General features: G+C 55.7%; 15 protein-coding genes. 5 read left to right on the forward strand and 10 right to left on the reverse strand.

Features of this window, described 5'->3' with window-relative positions:
* Positions 1 to 25 precede the first annotated feature (25 nt).
* Positions 26 to 295, reverse strand: a complete 270-nt coding sequence (locus FEAC_RS14820) for a transposase family protein (protein WP_082055645.1) — start codon at positions 293 to 295, stop codon at positions 26 to 28.
* Between the two features lie 145 nt (positions 296 to 440).
* Here FEAC_RS14820 and FEAC_RS11035 point away from each other — a divergent pair, with 145 nt between their 5' ends.
* Positions 441 to 1,667, forward strand: coding sequence for an MFS transporter (locus FEAC_RS11035; protein WP_035390721.1), 1,227 nt, complete (start codon positions 441 to 443; stop codon positions 1,665 to 1,667).
* On the opposite strand, the gene FEAC_RS11040 is transcribed toward FEAC_RS11035, so the two are convergent.
* Together FEAC_RS11040 and FEAC_RS11045 are read right to left on the reverse strand one after the other, a co-directional pair.
* Positions 1,654 to 2,862 carry an alpha-hydroxy acid oxidase gene (locus FEAC_RS11040; protein WP_035390720.1) on the reverse strand — a complete coding sequence of 403 codons (1,209 nt, stop codon included), beginning with the start codon at positions 2,860 to 2,862 and terminating at the stop codon, positions 1,654 to 1,656. The genes FEAC_RS11035 and FEAC_RS11040 overlap by 14 nt on opposite strands.
* A 48-nt stretch (positions 2,863 to 2,910) precedes the next feature.
* The gene (locus FEAC_RS11045; RefSeq protein ID WP_160290387.1) at positions 2,911 to 3,381 is read right to left on the reverse strand and encodes a DinB family protein; all 471 of its coding nucleotides are present in this window, start codon (positions 3,379 to 3,381) and stop codon (positions 2,911 to 2,913) included.
* A 381-nt stretch (positions 3,382 to 3,762) separates the two neighbouring features.
* Here FEAC_RS11045 and FEAC_RS11050 point away from each other — a divergent pair, with 381 nt between their 5' ends.
* Positions 3,763 to 4,764: an MDR family oxidoreductase gene (locus FEAC_RS11050; protein ID WP_035390718.1), complete on the forward strand. Its 1,002-nt coding sequence runs from the start codon at positions 3,763 to 3,765 to the stop codon at positions 4,762 to 4,764.
* On the opposite strand, the gene FEAC_RS11055 is transcribed toward FEAC_RS11050, so the two are convergent.
* Together FEAC_RS11055 and FEAC_RS16130 are read right to left on the reverse strand one after the other, a co-directional pair.
* On the reverse strand, positions 4,747 to 5,751 hold the full coding sequence (locus FEAC_RS11055; RefSeq protein ID WP_052566269.1) for a GGDEF domain-containing protein: 1,005 nt from the start codon (positions 5,749 to 5,751) through the stop codon (positions 4,747 to 4,749). The genes FEAC_RS11050 and FEAC_RS11055 overlap by 18 nt on opposite strands.
* Before the next feature lie 187 nt (positions 5,752 to 5,938).
* The gene (locus FEAC_RS16130; RefSeq protein WP_269078274.1) at positions 5,939 to 6,061 is read right to left on the reverse strand and encodes a hypothetical protein; all 123 of its coding nucleotides are present in this window, start codon (positions 6,059 to 6,061) and stop codon (positions 5,939 to 5,941) included.
* A 125-nt stretch (positions 6,062 to 6,186) separates the two neighbouring features.
* Between FEAC_RS16130 and FEAC_RS14825 the strand changes: the two genes are divergently transcribed.
* Positions 6,187 to 6,993 (forward strand): ABC transporter ATP-binding protein, encoded by an 807-nt coding sequence (locus tag FEAC_RS14825; RefSeq protein ID WP_035390717.1) that lies wholly within the window; start codon positions 6,187 to 6,189, stop codon positions 6,991 to 6,993.
* Between the two features lie 154 nt (positions 6,994 to 7,147).
* On the opposite strand, the gene FEAC_RS11065 is transcribed toward FEAC_RS14825, so the two are convergent.
* Positions 7,148 to 7,666 (reverse strand): gamma carbonic anhydrase family protein, encoded by a 519-nt coding sequence (locus tag FEAC_RS11065; protein WP_035390723.1) that lies wholly within the window; start codon positions 7,664 to 7,666, stop codon positions 7,148 to 7,150.
* Between the two features lie 100 nt (positions 7,667 to 7,766).
* On the opposite strand from FEAC_RS11065, the gene FEAC_RS11070 reads away from it, so the two are divergent.
* Entirely contained in the window at positions 7,767 to 8,651 is an 885-nt protein-coding gene (locus FEAC_RS11070; RefSeq protein ID WP_035390716.1) for an SCO6745 family protein, read from the forward strand.
* Positions 8,652 to 8,894: 243 nt separating this feature from the next.
* Here the strand turns inward: FEAC_RS11070 and FEAC_RS11075 are convergent, their stop codons facing one another.
* The 3 genes from FEAC_RS11075 to FEAC_RS11085 are packed head-to-tail and all read right to left on the reverse strand — an operon-like array spanning position 8,895 to position 12,729.
* Positions 8,895 to 10,841: an acetoacetate--CoA ligase gene (locus FEAC_RS11075; RefSeq protein ID WP_035390715.1), complete on the reverse strand. Its 1,947-nt coding sequence runs from the start codon at positions 10,839 to 10,841 to the stop codon at positions 8,895 to 8,897.
* Between the two features lie 2 nt (positions 10,842 to 10,843).
* A complete protein-coding gene (locus FEAC_RS11080; RefSeq protein WP_035390714.1) occupies positions 10,844 to 11,059 on the reverse strand; it encodes a hypothetical protein in 216 nt (71 codons plus the stop codon).
* Between the two features lie 2 nt (positions 11,060 to 11,061).
* A complete protein-coding gene (locus FEAC_RS11085; protein WP_035390713.1) occupies positions 11,062 to 12,729 on the reverse strand; it encodes a long-chain fatty acid--CoA ligase in 1,668 nt (555 codons plus the stop codon).
* 316 nt (positions 12,730 to 13,045) lie between these two features.
* On the opposite strand from FEAC_RS11085, the gene FEAC_RS11090 reads away from it, so the two are divergent.
* Entirely contained in the window at positions 13,046 to 14,983 is a 1,938-nt protein-coding gene (locus FEAC_RS11090) for a bifunctional diguanylate cyclase/phosphodiesterase (protein ID WP_035390712.1), read from the forward strand.
* Here the strand turns inward: FEAC_RS11090 and FEAC_RS11095 are convergent.
* On the reverse strand, positions 14,945 to 15,958 hold the full coding sequence (locus FEAC_RS11095) for a prephenate dehydrogenase (RefSeq protein WP_152623203.1): 1,014 nt from the start codon (positions 15,956 to 15,958) through the stop codon (positions 14,945 to 14,947). The genes FEAC_RS11090 and FEAC_RS11095 overlap by 39 nt on opposite strands.
* Positions 15,959 to 15,970 lie beyond the last annotated feature (12 nt).

A 15,970-nucleotide genomic window follows, 5' to 3' on the forward strand; every position in this document is an offset into this window, starting at 1 on the left:
AACTGGTCGGGCAAATGGTACTGCCTCAGTGATCACCCCGTGGGGTTGGACACCGGAGTCGTCTCAGCTGGCACGAGAGCCACGTCTGGTGAATCCCGATGTCGAGGTGTCTCCATCGGGAGTCGAGCGTTCTCGTGTCATAACAGGACCGGGTCGTATAGGAGCACTTAGGGCATACCAACCGCGATCGGGTAAGCCTGAGCTTTACCAGCAGTTCGTGTGGACGAACTAAAACCTCGATGACGGTGACACTGCGAAGGCCCAGCATCTGCTTAACTAGAGAGGTAGCGCGCACGGTTCTGAACTCCTTTTTGATGGGTTTCCAACACCAAATTTAGAGCTCAGAAACCGTGTGCGTTTCTTATGTGGCTACTTCAGCCTCAAATACCCCCACTGAACTGGGGCTATGGATCAGATCCAGGCCAAATCTATCCACATGAATGTCAATAGAGCCCGTGACCTCTGGCCTTCTCTCGGCCGCTGGCGGTGCTGTCTGGCCGTATCTGATCCTTTACCTCCATTTCTCACGGAATATTTCGACCCCCTTAGCTGGGAGCGTCGTCGCCATGGAGGGAGTTGCTACCCTCGGTGGGGCACTCGTAGGTGGTGTTCTAGTCGACCGTTTTGGAGCGCGAAATACGGCTACTCTAGGGACTTTCGTCGAAGTAATTGGATACCTACTTGTGTTCCTAGCACGGACACCCCCGCTATTTTTTGTCGCATCACTCGTCTTTGGCTTCTCGAACATTCGTTACTCTGCTCGCAACGTCGCCACCGCCAATGCGCTGCCGGCGGATCTCCCAGCCGCAAAGTTCTTCTCCTACGACTTCATGGCCTCCAACGCTGGCTTTGCCGTCGGCACCTTGACAGGGGGTCTCTTTATCAACCTTCATCGTCCGTCCACATTTCTTGATCTTCTCCTGCTGGGGATGGGGTGTGGAATCCTCGCAGCATTCGCCTTCGTCCTCCTCCCCAACGACCGCCATGTGAGCGATCACCCTGTGGAGCCAAGCTATCGCGAGGCCCTGACCGATCCACGGCTAAGACTCTTCCTAGTCTTCGCGGTCTTCCTCTCATTTACGAGCTACGCCTCATTTGACACCGGGATCCCTGCACTAATCGGGATAGCATTACATAAATCACCACAGGTGATCGCGATAGGGTTTGTCATAAACCCGGTGCTCATCGTCTTGTTGCAGCGGCCGGTATACGGGCTAATCAACAAGATAGGCTTTCGTCGAGCATTAAAACTCACGGCGCTAGTGTTTGGCATAGCCTGGCTCATCCCTCTAGTAACCGTGTTTGCGCACACCACAGTCTTCGTCCTCGCCGATCTGGCGGTGTTCGCAGCCATCTTCGGCTTTGGAGAGATGTGCTATTCTCCGATTAGAACCCCTGTACTTCTCGCTCTGGCACCAAAACGCCTGCGTGGACGCTACTTCGGCCTCAGTCAGTTTTCACGAGCTCTGGCCAACGTCATTGGACCAGTGACCGCCACCGAAGCGGTGGGACATGGCCTAGCCTACATTTGGCTCGGAGGACTCTTCGCGCTGGGTTCTATGAACGCAGCCATCGGCAGCAAGCTCGGGCGCCAGGTGGAGGAGGGCAGCCAGCAGTCGAACGCCGAGGAGCCAACGGTCCAGCACGACAACCCTATGGAAGGGTAACGTAACTGGGGTCAAGTTCAGCAAGAGTGCGCACACCGAGGAGAGCCATCGTACGCCGTATCTGGCTCGTGAGGATCTCGATTACACGATCGACTCCCGCCTCTCCGCCCGCCATCAACCCATAGAGGTAAGCACGACCGACGAGTACCGCCTTCGCCCCAAGGGCGATTGCGGCGACGACGTCCGCGCCATGGGTAACACCCCCATCGATGTAGATCTCCATCTGAGAACCAAGCTCCTCAACGACGGTACCAAGAAGTCGCAGCGGAACCGTCGCACGGTCGAGCTGTCTACCGCCGTGGTTGGAGAGTACTATCGCGTCCACTCCAATATCCGCAAGCGACACGGCATCCTCGAGGCGTTGAATTCCCTTCACGATCAGCTTGCCGCTCCAGTGTTCGCGGAGAAAAGCAAGGTCATCAATGGTTGCCGACGGATCAAACATCTGGTTGATCAGGGCACCAACGGTGCCCCCGTAGGAGTTCATGCTGGCAAACTCCAGAGCTGGTGTAGTCAAGAGATCGAACCACCATCCGGGATGCATGGCGCCGTCTATGAACGTCCTGGCTGTAATCTGCGGCGGGATCGTCAATCCGTTATAGACATCGCGCAACCGATTACCCGCCACCGGGACGTCTACAGTGAGCACAAGGGCCTCGTACCCACTGGCTTGTGCGCGCCGAAGAAAGTCGAGTCCCGCCTCCCGATCTCGCCACAGATAAAGTTGGAACCACCTTCGCAGCCTCGGTGCAGCAAGAGCCACCTCCTCGATCGAGGTAGTTCCCATGGTGGAGAGGGCATAAGCAATTCCAGCCCGCTCTGCAGCCCTCGCAACAGCCGGTTCTCCATCAGCACGCATCATGCGCGTGAACCCTGTGGGTGCAAAGGCGAATGGCAACGCAGAGCTTGCTCCGAGGAGCTCAATCGAGGTGTCTATGTCTCCTACATCCTTGAGGACACGAGGATGAAAGCTGAGCGATCCAAAGAGCTCGCGTGATCGAGCAAGCGTGACCTCGCTGTCGGCAGCGCCATCGGTATAGTCGAAGACGGCACGCGGTGTCCTGATGCGTGCAAGCGTTCGTAGATCACCAACCGTCTGGGCACGCTCTACCCTAGCCTTCCACATATCCAGGCGAGGCGCGCGCGGTGCTAGCAGAGATCTCAAGGCAACCATGTCTGGGAACTGTCGCTTCATCTATCCAATCTCCTCCTTCTAGCTATGGGTACAACCGATGATGCCAGCTCAACGTAGCGACTGAAGTTGTGCCGCATGCTCTTTCAGATGCTCTATCCCAAACTCAGTGATAATTGCCTCAACGGTCATGGAGCCGCGCTTCGGATGGTCGCCGCGCTTATTGAGTTGCGCTGGCGTGAGGATGCGACACAAGTCAATTGAGGCTGCGGCTCGAAGGTCAATCTCCTGTCGGAGTTCGGGCACCGTCAACCGCGAACTTTGATCTATTCGAATCAGTCGCTCTGGTGATCGCTTCAGGCGTCCAAAGGGTTCATCCGGACCGTGAGCCAACACACGAAGCACCTCTACAAGCCAGTACTCAAGCATCTCAGAGACATGGCCAAGTAGGTGCGCTAGATCCCACTGCTCGCCGGTCTCAGGGTCTGGCGCGGTGGAGCTATCGGCATTCACCTCCGCAACGGCAGCATTAAAACGCGCGAATGCCTCCACAAATAGTTGAGATAGCGCTTCAGCCCCCACCCTTACTCCATCTCTCTCGCATCCAAAACGGGACTCGGAACCCAAAGCCCGCCGAGCAGCTGCGCCCATGGGACAGTTGCAACATTGACGCACGCTCCTCTACGAGCCTCTCGCAACTCAATTTAGGAGAGCAAGCCAGACCAAAGTCAGCACAACCAAGGCATTCACCAACCAAGGCATTCACAACCGACATGCTCTCAACCGGTTCCGGCCCAGGCCCCAATTAGTCCGCCGACACCAGTGTTCTCGCTCTACGAGTTGACCACCGCGTAGCCATGGTGGCTATGTTAGCAGAAAGTGTCCCGACCCGCAAGGAACGATAGACCACAGTCGTGGACTAAGTTACCTTAGGAGCCCGAAGCAGCCGAAAGGACGTTAGCGATGCCATCCGTAAGAGCACTTGTTGTCCGAGAGTCTAGCGATCAACCCACACTCGCTATTGAAGAACTCGATAACTCAGACTTCGTCCAGCGACCTCTTAGGGTACGTGTCGGCTACTCAACGTTGAACTACAAGGACGGAATGGTCATGAAGGGGATAGGACGACTCGTACGTAGCTACCCTCACGTACCCGGTGTCGACCTCGTAGGCGAGGTTGTCTCAGACACCAGCGGCACCTTCACACCAGGTGACTGGATCATCGCAACAGGATTTCGTATCGGAGAACTCTACTGGGGAGGGTACTCCGAAGAGGCATGGCTCGACCCCAGCTGGGCGCTAAAGCTACCCACTACAATCCCTCCGCGACGTGCCATGGGAATCGGCACCGCTGGTCTGTCCGCCATGCTCGCGATAATGGGGTTAGAGACGATGAACGTACTTCCGGGATCCGAAGATCCACTCCTCGTCACCGGAGCAGCGGGCGGTGTCGGCTCTATAGCCACTGCCCTAGCTCATAAGCTTGGCTACCTAGTGGCGGCCTCGACCGGGAGAGCAACAGAGGCAGAGTATCTGAAACATCTGGGAGCTTCATTCATTGTTGCCCGGAGCGACCTCGATACTGGTCCAGAGCGTCCGCTCGAGTCAGAACGTTGGCTTGGTTGCATCGACTCAGTTGGCGGCCAAACCCTTGCGCGGGTGCTAGCGCAGACCAAAAGCGCCGGAGCGATCGCCGCCGTGGGGCTAGCTGGCGGAGCAAACTTTACCTCATCAGTGATGCCATTCTTGTTGCGCGGCGTCTCCATCGTCGGCATCGACTCGGTAAACGCACCTCTTAGTGCACGAGAGACAGCCTGGCAGCGAATCGGGGAACTTCTCGACGCCGAGCTTCTCGATAGTATGATAACCGAGATTGGACTAGACGACCTGCCCACATATGCGGATCGCATACTGCATGGAGAGGTACGCGGCAGGATAGTGGTAAGACTAAACCCGAGTCTCTAGCCGGTTCTCTAGCGCTGTCAGATCGATGGTCAATCGTTCCTGGGTGCCCGTCGCCTCCTTGCGTTGTGCCTTATCGGCATACATCGCCTGATCGGCCTGGGAAAGCAAGGCGGCTAAAGACATGTTCTCGCCCTCGGATGCAGCAACTCCAATAGAGACCGGAAGCCGGCGCGCATCGAAGAGTCGCCTTAGACGGCGCGCTAACTCTTCAGCGTTAGCTCTATCGGTCTGCGGTGCAAGGAGAGCAAACTCATCACCACCGAGACGACCAACAACATCCATCGCACGTAAATTATCTCGTAATGTCCTTGCGAACTTGATCAGGTAATCGTCGCCCGCCTCATGACCGTAGAGATCGTTAACTGACTTGAGTCCATCGAGGTCAAAAAGCAAGATCGCCATAGGTGCTGGATTGCGGGCGAGCCGACTCGCTTCACGTTGGAGTACCTCTAGGAAGCCGCGTCTGTTGAGCAACTGAGTGAGAGGATCATTCGACGCCTGTTCTCCTAAAATCGCAAGCTGGTCGGCCAATGAGCGAACCTGTCGCTCGTAGTCAACTCCCATACTCATCGTGATCTCTATCATCCTACATAGAGCGATCAGAGTAGTCCTAGGGCAGCGTAGCTCACGATTCGAGAAGATAACCGTCGTGAGGTTTCCGTCTCTCGTCGCCTCAAATGGAACTAGATAGAGTGATGCCAACGGCGAGAACCCAATGTAGTCAGAGAAAATTCGCCCAGGGCCATCAGCATCGGCAGGCACAGGACCCGAAAGATCCACAGCATTCTCGAATTCGATAATATCGCCCTCGCGCAGAATCCTTGGAACTACCCGAACCCTCTCGATCATGTACTTCGACTCGAGCTTGCGCGCCACCATAACGCCCATTGCACCAGTTGCTATCATTAGTTGTTCCAGAAGGCTCGCGAGCGCGGTATCGCCACTATTGCCCAGCACGCCTATATTGAGTGAACTTGATCGCTGCATTACACCAACCCCTCGCGAACTGTATCGGTAATTCCCTCGATGGCCTTAAAACTAATTTTGACCGGCAATCCGATCTCCCGCATGACGTTGAACAAGGCAATCTCGGCACCAGACATACTCTCACCAGCAGCGTACTACGATCCGTATCCACCCAGCCGCTATAGCAGTATTGTCCTTTGGGTGGTACTCATGGCCCGTCCACGATATCTGACTGCTTTTTATCCGCCACCTCCTCTCCTGGCTTCGAGACAGTGCCAAAGCCAACGCTCTTGTCAACCACCCCGGCGGACTCAAGTATCTCGAAACTCATCTTTATTGCTATTATTCACCATGGGACATCGCTATGCCCATTCCAATAATTCAGAAGATCTCGACCCATCGACGCCAGTTCAACTGCCTGGTTGTCGCACTTGTCGCCATAGCCTCTATAACACTATGAACGCGCCCACCGACACCGCATTGATTCGCATGGAAAATGCTCAATTAGTTCGCGGTGAAACAACAGTCTTTAGCGGCCTTAGAGCCACAGTTCATACGAGTCAACGACTAGCCATCTTGGGACCTAACGGCATTGGGAAAACCTCGCTTGCCATGGTGCTGGCCGGACGCCTTCGGCTCAGCAGGGGAACCCTGGAACTCTTGGGTATCGACGTACGCAACACCGACATCAGGGCACTCCGTCCAAAGATCGGATACTTCTCTGACGAGCTCATAACGCGGCTGTCGCCGGATATGACTGCACTCGAAGTTGTGGCCCTTGGAAAGTTCTCTGGCCTCCGCAGCGAATGGTTTAAGCTCGACGACGACGATCACGCGGAGGCCAACCATCTTCTGACCCTCGTGGGTCTGGCCAACTTCGGCAGACGCACACTAGATTCGCTCTCCACCGGGCAACGACAGCGCGTCATGCTCGCTCGTGCCTTCAGTGGGACACCTCGCCTAACCGTTCTTGATGAACCTACCTCACATCTTGATCTAGTGGCCAGAGAGCAGATGATAGAGGCACTCGAACGAATCCTTGATGAACATCATCAAGATGGAGCCTTGGTCATGGTCGCTCACCATCTCGAAGACCTGCCTCCTTCTATAACTCATGCATTGCTCATGAGCGAAAGCGGGCAGTGGTACGGCAGCAGTGACGACGTACTAACCTCTGAGACGCTAACTCAAGCCTTCGATCATCCAATTGAAGTGCATAACCTCGCCGGGCGTCGGATTGCAACCGCCCTTCGCACGAACTAGAACTCGGCCGCCAAAGCAACAACCCTGTCGCTGACCGCTCATACAGCTCGCTGGTGTGAGCCGTTATGTCCATCTACCAGTATGTGCTAGACGAAACAGTCGAGCCGCTCCGTGCCAATGGCGGAGGCTAGCTTCGAACCTACAGCAAGGCTGGCTAGGCCAAACGAACTAGCTCGCTCCGATAGCGCTGACCGTTGGCAACATAGAGTGCGACCGCTTGGGCAAAAGCTCCCTTTGACACCCGATCTGGGAAAATCGTAGCTGGAACACCAAGAGCCATCGCAAACGATGGAACTACGGTGTCGTTGGTGACCATTGCGTTTGCACCTACCAGCGCGTGTTCATGGACACGCACACGGTGGAGTACCACAGATGCGGAACCAATCAGGCAGTGGTCCTCAACTATGCAGCCCTCAAGGTGTACCAGATGGCCAACGACGCACTCGGCTCCCACCACCGTCGGCAACTCTGCGGTGGCGTGAATGACGCTACCATCCTGAATGGAGGTCCGATCTCCTACTTCAATTCGCCCATAGTCTCCGCGCAAGACAGCCTTTGGCCATACCGAAGCCTGCTCTCCAATCACCACCGAACCGATAATCACCGCATCTGGGTGTACGAAGGCCGTAGAGGCAATCTCTGGAACTTGACCACCAAGACTGTATATAGGCATGTACCCAGGATATCGAAAAACACCTGCAACCACTGCTCAATACCAACTCAGAATCCAAGATCGCTGCCCATGTCCGACATTGGCTGCTAGCGTAGGCAGCATGGATCGTAATGAACGACTTGCAAGCGCGCTGCAGACCTGGGCCCAACTGGAGAGTCTACATGATCTCACCTATTTCGCAAAAGAATGTCGTGCAAGTTACAAGCAACTTGGCGTTGCCGATTCCTGGGCTCGATACTTCGGCGGCAGGGCAGCTCCTCTGGGTAGAGTTGAGCCCGGGATAGTTACCGCGGTTTTTTACAGTTTTGCAGGCCGTAACGTCGCCGCCGCCATCCCTAGCGTTTGGGAGACCGCCACACCGGATCAGTTTGTCGAGGCTCGTTTTCACGGCCTCATGGCCGCCTGGGACCGAATCATGAACCAATCACCGCTAGCACCAGATCAAGAGGTTGTAGTCAGAGCCGGCCAGATCGCGGATAAGGCTGCAAACAACGGTGATACCTCTGGACATCCCCTCTACGCAGCAAACCTGTCGGTGCAACCACTAGATGACCCAGTATCGAAGCTCTTCCATGCGGCGACCCTCATCCGCGAGTATCGTGGCGATTGTCACAACAATCTTCTAGCCGTCAACCAAATTGGTGGATGTCAGGCACACATTCTGATGGTCGCCATCGGAGCTGAGGAACGCTCGGCTGCACAGAAATCGCGTGGATATACCGATGCTGAGTGGATGGAAGGCTCCGAAGAGCTGATAGCAAGGGGCCTGATCGACCAGGACCTAAACATCACGCCAGAAGGAAGAGCTTTCCGAAGCGAATTGGAGCTACGCACAAACCTCTTAATGGCGACGCTGTTCGACGCAGTCACTGACGCAGAGCTCGGAGAGCTCCAAGCCCTCACTGCGCCGATCGAGATGGCCATAGCTGAGTCCAGCTCGCTACCTGCCTTTACCCGTACCTATGAGCTCTTGACACCCAATTAGCTCGCTACAATAGTCAGCAAGAAAAACACCGCGGCAGTATGCACCGCTCCATGCTGGCGTTACCATCGTGCTGCACTCGCATCGACGCCCAAGTTGGAGTCTGCGTTATCGGCACTGCAACCAACCCACAGCCGTCGCGGTGGCCGAGAGGGTGTTGCCTGAAAGCGGAGGTGAGCCGCGTCCGCAAGCGCAGAGGTCGGATGGCGCATGGGCATCGTCAAGCTAGACGATGTCAGCCAGCGATCACGGCAATCGTCCTTCCACGAGTGCCTCGAACTCAGCCAACACTGCGGGGTTTGCCACTGAATCAGCAGAGGCGACATCTGCCATGCGAGCCCCTAGGAACAGACGCCTAATGGGAACCTCAAGCTTCTTACCATTTAAAGTCTTTGGTATGTCAGATACGAAGAAGATTCGGTCGGGGACATGCCGGGGTGATAGCTGCTCACGAATTGCAGAACGCACCGTTTGGACGAGTTCATCATCCGCTCTGTCGGTTGTGACTAGGAACAAAATGAGCTCACCACTGTGATCGATCGCAGACGTGTCAACCACCAATGACTCCTTGACACCATCGATGGCTTCAACTACTCGATAGAATTCCGCGGTTCCCATGCGAACCCCACCCCGATTCAATGTCGAGTCAGAACGACCGTAGATGACGCTGGCGCCATCCTCGTAAAACGTCACCCAGTCTCCATGACGCCAGACGCCCGGATACTGCGCGAAATAGGCGTCATGGTATCGGTGCCGATCCTGGTCATTCCAAAATCCAATCGGCATGGAGGGCATCGGTTCGGTGATAACGAGTTCACCCATCTTGCCCACCACCGGCTCTCCTTGTTCGTCAAAAGAGGCTACAGCTACGCCGAGCGCGGGTGCCGCTATCAGCCCGGCTCTAGTCGGATGCATCGGAGAGCTCCCAAGAAACGCTGTGCAGACATCGGTGCCCCCGGAGGCTGAGATCAGCTGTACAGGACCGCGAACATGCTGATATACCCAGTCGAACCCATCTATGGTCAACGGAGCGCCGGTGGAACCAATGGCACGAAGTGAGTCTCCGTTGATCAACGACTGAGGATCGACGTGGCCAACCTGTGAGCTTCGCAAAAACGGAGCCGAGACCCCAAAGAAGTTGATCTCCGCTCGATCGATTAATCGCCACAGTTGACCAAGATCAGGGTAACCTGGGGAACCATCGTAGAGAACGATGGATGCACCAACCAGCAGGCCACCCATCAAAAAATTCCACATCATCCAACCTGTTGATGAGAACCAGAAGAATCTACTCCCCTCAGCGATCCCATTCTGGATCTCGAGCACTTTCTTGTGCTCCAGCACTATTCCACCGTGGGAGTGGATGATCGCTTTTGGGATGCCGGTAGTTCCAGAGGAGTACAGAATCCACAAAGGATGATTAAAGGGCACGCGAGCAAAGCTAAGTGGGTGGTCACCTTCGATGGCCTCATCAAAGGTGACGACCTTCCATCTACCCTGCGGAGGGTTCAAAGACGAACCAGCAAATATGACGGTCGTGACCGTTGGCAGCTCCCTTAGGATCGCCCCGAGCGTCTCCCGTCGGTCGATCAGACGACCTCCATAACGGTACTCGCTGACGGCGAGGACTACCTTCGGCTCGATCTGTCGGAACCTATCGACCACCGCCCCAACACCAAAGTCAGGCGACGTGCACGACCATACTGCACCGATACTCGCAGTCGCAAAAAGTCCAACCACAGCCTCATAGATGTTGGGAAGATAGCCTGCCACCCGGTCCCCCACCTCGACGCCTGCCGCCTTCAAGGAGACACCCAGTTGTGCGACTGCGCGCCAAAATTCGCTGGCGTCGACGTGTTCGAGTGCACCGGATTCGTCCGCTAATAGGAGCTCTGCTGGATCACGGAACCGCGCGTAAGCCTCCTCGGCATAGTTCAAGCTGCCATCAGGAAAAAAGACTGAATCAGGCAATCGGCCAATCAGATCACGATCGCCAAGCTCGCCCGTAAACCCACAGAAGCGAGCGACCGAGCGCCAAAAAGGACCCAACTGTGTGATACTCGCCCGATACAGGTCGTCATAGGAACGGCTGGTTACTCCCAGCCGAGGTCCCTCGGCTGCGAAAAATTGCCCCAATGGGCTCGACAGACCTTCGTCGGTAGGTCGCCATAAAATATCACCAACTTGAGTCACGCTTAGTTCTCCTCAATCTCCAAATCCAGCTGGCTTAAGACCTGATGAGCTTTGATCAGTGCACGACGCACCTTGGCGAGCTCCTGCTGTACTTGCTTCACCCTTGTCTGGTCGAGACGCCTAAAGCGCAACAGCTGTGAGAAGCTGACGTCGTCGAGCTGTGATAGCAGATCGTCAATGCCCGCGAGCATGCGATCTCGGCTCTCATCTGCCGGCACTGCTAACGCGATCCTTCTGATCGATCCACCTCATGGATCGAATAGACGCCGGACTGATATCCCTCTCGAAGTACCTTTTTATGAAACTTACCCACCGAGGTGCGAGGAATGGCATCTACAAATGAATAACGCTCGGGTAGCCACCACTTAGCCACCCTAGTGGAGAGGAACTCTCTCAGTTCAGCCACCTCTAGATCGGTGCCAGGCTTGACAACTACAAAAGCTAGCGGGCGTTCGAACCAGCGATCATCGGGAACCGCGATGACAGCAGCTTCAGCTACGGCGGGATGGGCCATGATGGCGTTCTCGAGTTCGATCGAGGAGATCCATTCACCACCCGACTTGATCACATCTTTGGTGCGGTCGACAATCCGCACGTAGCCCTCGGGGTCTACGGTGGCAATGTCCCCAGTGCGCAACCAACCATCATCGAAGTTCTCAACTCCATGTCCACCCAAGTAACCGGCCGTGATCCACGGTCCTCGCACCTCGATCTCCCCGAGTGCCTTCCCATCCCAGGGTTGCACCTGCTGATTTTCTCCAACGATCCGCAGTTCAACACCGGGTACAACCTTGCCAGCGGTCTCTAGATAGTCAACCAAGCGCTCACGAGGGGTCCCCGATGGTGGGATCGCCAAAGTGCATACCGGCGAGGTCTCCGTCATGCCCCAACCGGACACTACCGGGATACCGTACTTATCAAGGTACTCCTGGATTAGAGACCGAGGCGTCGCAGACCCTCCTGAGGTAAGCATCCGCAGGCTTGATACATCTGTCGGATGTTCCTCCAGATAGTGAAGCAAGTCATTCCAGATAGTAGGAACTCCGGATGAAACCGTTGGCCGGAACATCTCGATCATAGATGCGAGTGGCTCTGCCTGAAGAAAGCGGCCTGGCATGATCATGGTCGATCCTGTGAACCAGCAAGCATAAGGCGCACCCCATGCCGCGGCGTGGAACATAGGAACGACGATAAGGGCAATATCACCCTTAGAACCTAAGATGTTCCAACTGCGCTGGCCATAGAGGGGCAACGCGCTAATCGCATGCAGGTAAGTGGAGCGATGCGAATAAACCACGCCCTTCGGGTTCCCGGTCGTCCCCGAGCTATAACAGATCATGGCGGCGTCGGTCTCGACAATATCGGGCCACTCGAAGGTTGGCTCTGCGCCGCTCAAAAACTCCTCGTAGTCTAGAACTCGCAACTTCTTGCTGAGCTCTTCTCGCACCGCTTGATCTAGAACCGCACCCACCACGATCAGGGTTTCAACAGATGGACATCCATCGAGCACCTGTGCCAGCATTGGAAGTATGATGCCATCCACGATGATCGCCCGATCGCCGGCATCGTCAATGACGAACTGAAGCTGATCAGGGGCTAGACGTACATTCAAAGTATGGATCACCGAACCCGATGCTGGGATTCCGAGATACGACTCCAGGTGTTCGTGATGATTAAAGCAAAAAGTCCCCACCCGATCTGAGGGCTGAATGCCGATACCAGCTAGGGCGTTGGCAAGTTGCGCCGCCCGCTGAGCTACCTCTTTGAAACTTATTCGACTTCCATGCGTACCGTCATAGGTGATCACCTCCGCTTCCGGAAATGCATGCAACCCATACCGAAGTATCCCCGCGACCGTTAGTGCACCTTGCTGCATGGTCGATTCCATCAGCATCCCCTTCCTATCCCAAAGAGCAGCCTATCAAAATCCTGCCGGATCTACCAGGCATATGGATGCTAAGGCATGCAAGCACCGTAACAGCTTGTCCAACTACACACAAGACCACAATTTCAGATTCCATATGGCCGCCTCTCGGAATGCCGAAGTAGAATGGCGACTATCGGGCAAGGGCTAACAAAACCGGCGTAGATACGTTGATCAATCGGGAACGTAAGGACCGGGATGATGTCACACTTCTAGCTTGCAGGGCTTGCCCTCTCGTTTTAATAGGCCGCATGACCCACCAAGAAGGATCGAGAGTGATATGCATAGAACCCACCCACTGCAGCCATGGTTCGGCAATCCAGCCTTCGTCGAAGAGGTAATCACGGCCACGATCGCCAATCTGGACCAACTGGAGCCACAACTCGCAGCTACAGTGGCAACCCCGCTAATCCTCGCGCTGACACCTTCCTTACTAGACCCGGTTGCGAGCCGCAAAAGTGCAGAGCTCACAGCCGTAACCCTCCAACGCCTTGGCTACTCCCCCTCTGTCAGCCTCGCCCTCATCGAGTCACTTGCGCACTTGGTAGCTAAACATGGAACTGCCAATGAAGCAGCGACCATAGAACGACAACGTCAGCGTCTACAGGCTCGTGCCGTCGATTCCCTGCACCGGCGTCAACGTGCTGAGTTGCAATCCGCCCTCGCGTTAAGCCACCATGACCCACTCACAGGCCTAATGAATAGGCGTGGTTTTGTTGATGCTATGTCTGCTAGTCTGCAAAGAGCACAACGATCACATTCCACCGTCGCTATAGCCATCCTCGATCTCGGAACACTAACAATGGCGAGCTCCGAACGCGATCCTCGAGACAGTGACCGGCTACTAGTGGAGTTGGCTAGACAACTTGACTCGCTCACTCGATCGACCGATACCATCGCCCGTCTCGGTGGCGCAACCTTCGCACTCCTTGTCGAGGGCGATAGTGAGCGCACCGAGATGCTCGCCATAGTCGAACGTGAGCTGAGAGGGGTTGAGCTTAGCGCTTCGTTGGCTGGCCAACCAAGCCCGCCGACATGGCATGCCGGCCTCGCGGTCTACCCTCACGATGGTACCGATTCTCTAGCACTTCTAAGTGTTGCCGAGGCCGCTCTAGTTGAGGCACGCACGATGAACGCTACACCCGGCCTCAACCTAGCCTTAGCATCATCTCGCCAACTCCAGGAGTCGAGACCGATGACTGGTGTATACTCACCAATCGGCGATGGCGGGAACCATCTCGAGGTGCGTTACCAACCAATCGTTGATCTCACCACTGGATCTATAGCCCACCTAGAGGCACTTGTTCGACTGAAGACACATGCAGGGATTGTAGGCCCAGAGGACTTTATCGACTCGCTCGCACGCGATGAGCGGCGCACACTCTTTGAGGTTGTCCTCTCCCAAGTAGCCGATGACATCCAAGACTACGACGTGTCATTACCCATCTCAGTCAATATCGAGCCCGACCTTGTCTCCGAAGATGGTTATGCAGAGTCCATCATTGCCAGTTGGGCAGCACGAAGCATACCAGCTCATCTGCTAACAATTGAGATCACTGAGACGCAAGACCTTGTGTCACTCGCCTATGGACCTTTGGCGCTACTCAAGGCAGCTGGACATCGTTTGGCGCTCGACGATTTCGGAGCTGGATACGCCTCGCTATCGCGTATTATGAGCTTCCCGTTCGACGAGATCAAACTCGACCGAGCCTTCTCTGAACCAATAGATCTGCTCAACGTTGGCCTCCCGCTCATGACGGTAGCAATCGACATGAGCCAGCTGATGGATTTCGACCTCGTCATTGAGGGAATAGAAGACCCTAGAGTTATCCCGGTCTTACGGACCTTGGGTGCACGACTCGCTCAAGGTTATGCGCTCAGCCGTCCATTGTCCATGGCCGATGTACTCGCGCTCACGAATCCACTGCCTTTGACCACCGACTTGTCGCACTCCATGATAGCGGCTGCGGTTCAGGTTTTCCGATGGGAACGCGCCGTGCTCTCGCTAGCCGCGAGTGAAGGCGCAACCGCCGATCTGGCCCCTGAGTGCATAATCACCGATACGCTGGTCGATCCGGATCTGATCAGATTGCACCAAGCTCAGCATCTGCTCGCTCAGCGCTTGCTCCTTGACAACGACTCGGCTACCGTCAACGAATTCTGTCGGTTGGGCAGGGAGTTAAGACAACTCGTCTCCACTCGTCTCGCCACCGACTGAGACAATCATGATCGTCTCCGCTGACTGGGTGAGCTCTACGACCACGCCTCCAACTCGAGCCATCCTTTGGAACTCCGAAGCCAGTTCGGGAAGGGGAACGCGATGCATTCTCTTGGAGTCGTTACGGGGCAGCAGACCCTCAGCTCCCCGATGACCCGACTGAGTCCAAGCAAGCAGCCAGGCTTCATCATCCAAGTTATCTCGGCACGCCTCGAGCTCCGAGATCAAAGCGTCAATCGCCGCCTTGAGCTGGCTGCGATTCGGATAGAGCATCTCGACAATGCGAGTTGGTTCAGTGCGCGCCACACGAACACTGTCGCGAATCGAACCCGCCGCCAAAAGTTGAAGGAGAGCATGGCTTTCGCCCTCTCCCACCAGGCGCCCAAGCGCCACCGCGCTAACATGTGGCAACGTTGACACCATGGCAATGGCACGATCATGATCCGTCAGTTCGATTGGGACGACTCCATTGCCCAGCATCAGAGGTACCCGAGTCGCTAGCGCCAGCGCGCCTGGTTCCTCATGGCCGGTGAGTACCAGCGCCCAATTGGCGTGGACAAAAATAGAGGGGTCTGCGCTCTTGGCTCCATTCCCTTCGCGCCCTGTCATTGGATGCAGGCTCACGTAGCGTATTGTTGATGGCATAGGACTATCGAGCGCTAGTTCACGCTTCACCGAGGCTATATCGCAGACAACAGGACGTCGCCCCATGGCACCCGCTAATCGGTCGATCTCATCGCGGATCTGTCGCACCGATGGTGTAGGTGATGCAATGACAACGACATCACTCGCACGAACAAGGTCCTCTAGCGACCTGGTTACCTCTACCTCAAACTGCCGTCGCACGTAGTCAACCGAGGCTGTGCTGAGGTCATACCCGACCACTGCGACGTGCGGTGCCAGTGCGCCAGCAAGAGAAGCACCCATGTGGCCCAGACCGACAATTCCAACCCGGTCTAGAGGCTCTACAGACACCGTACATCTCCC

Source organism: Ferrimicrobium acidiphilum DSM 19497 (genome assembly GCF_000949255.1).
In the GTDB taxonomy this organism is placed as follows: Bacteria; Actinomycetota; Acidimicrobiia; order Acidimicrobiales; family Acidimicrobiaceae; genus Ferrimicrobium; species Ferrimicrobium acidiphilum.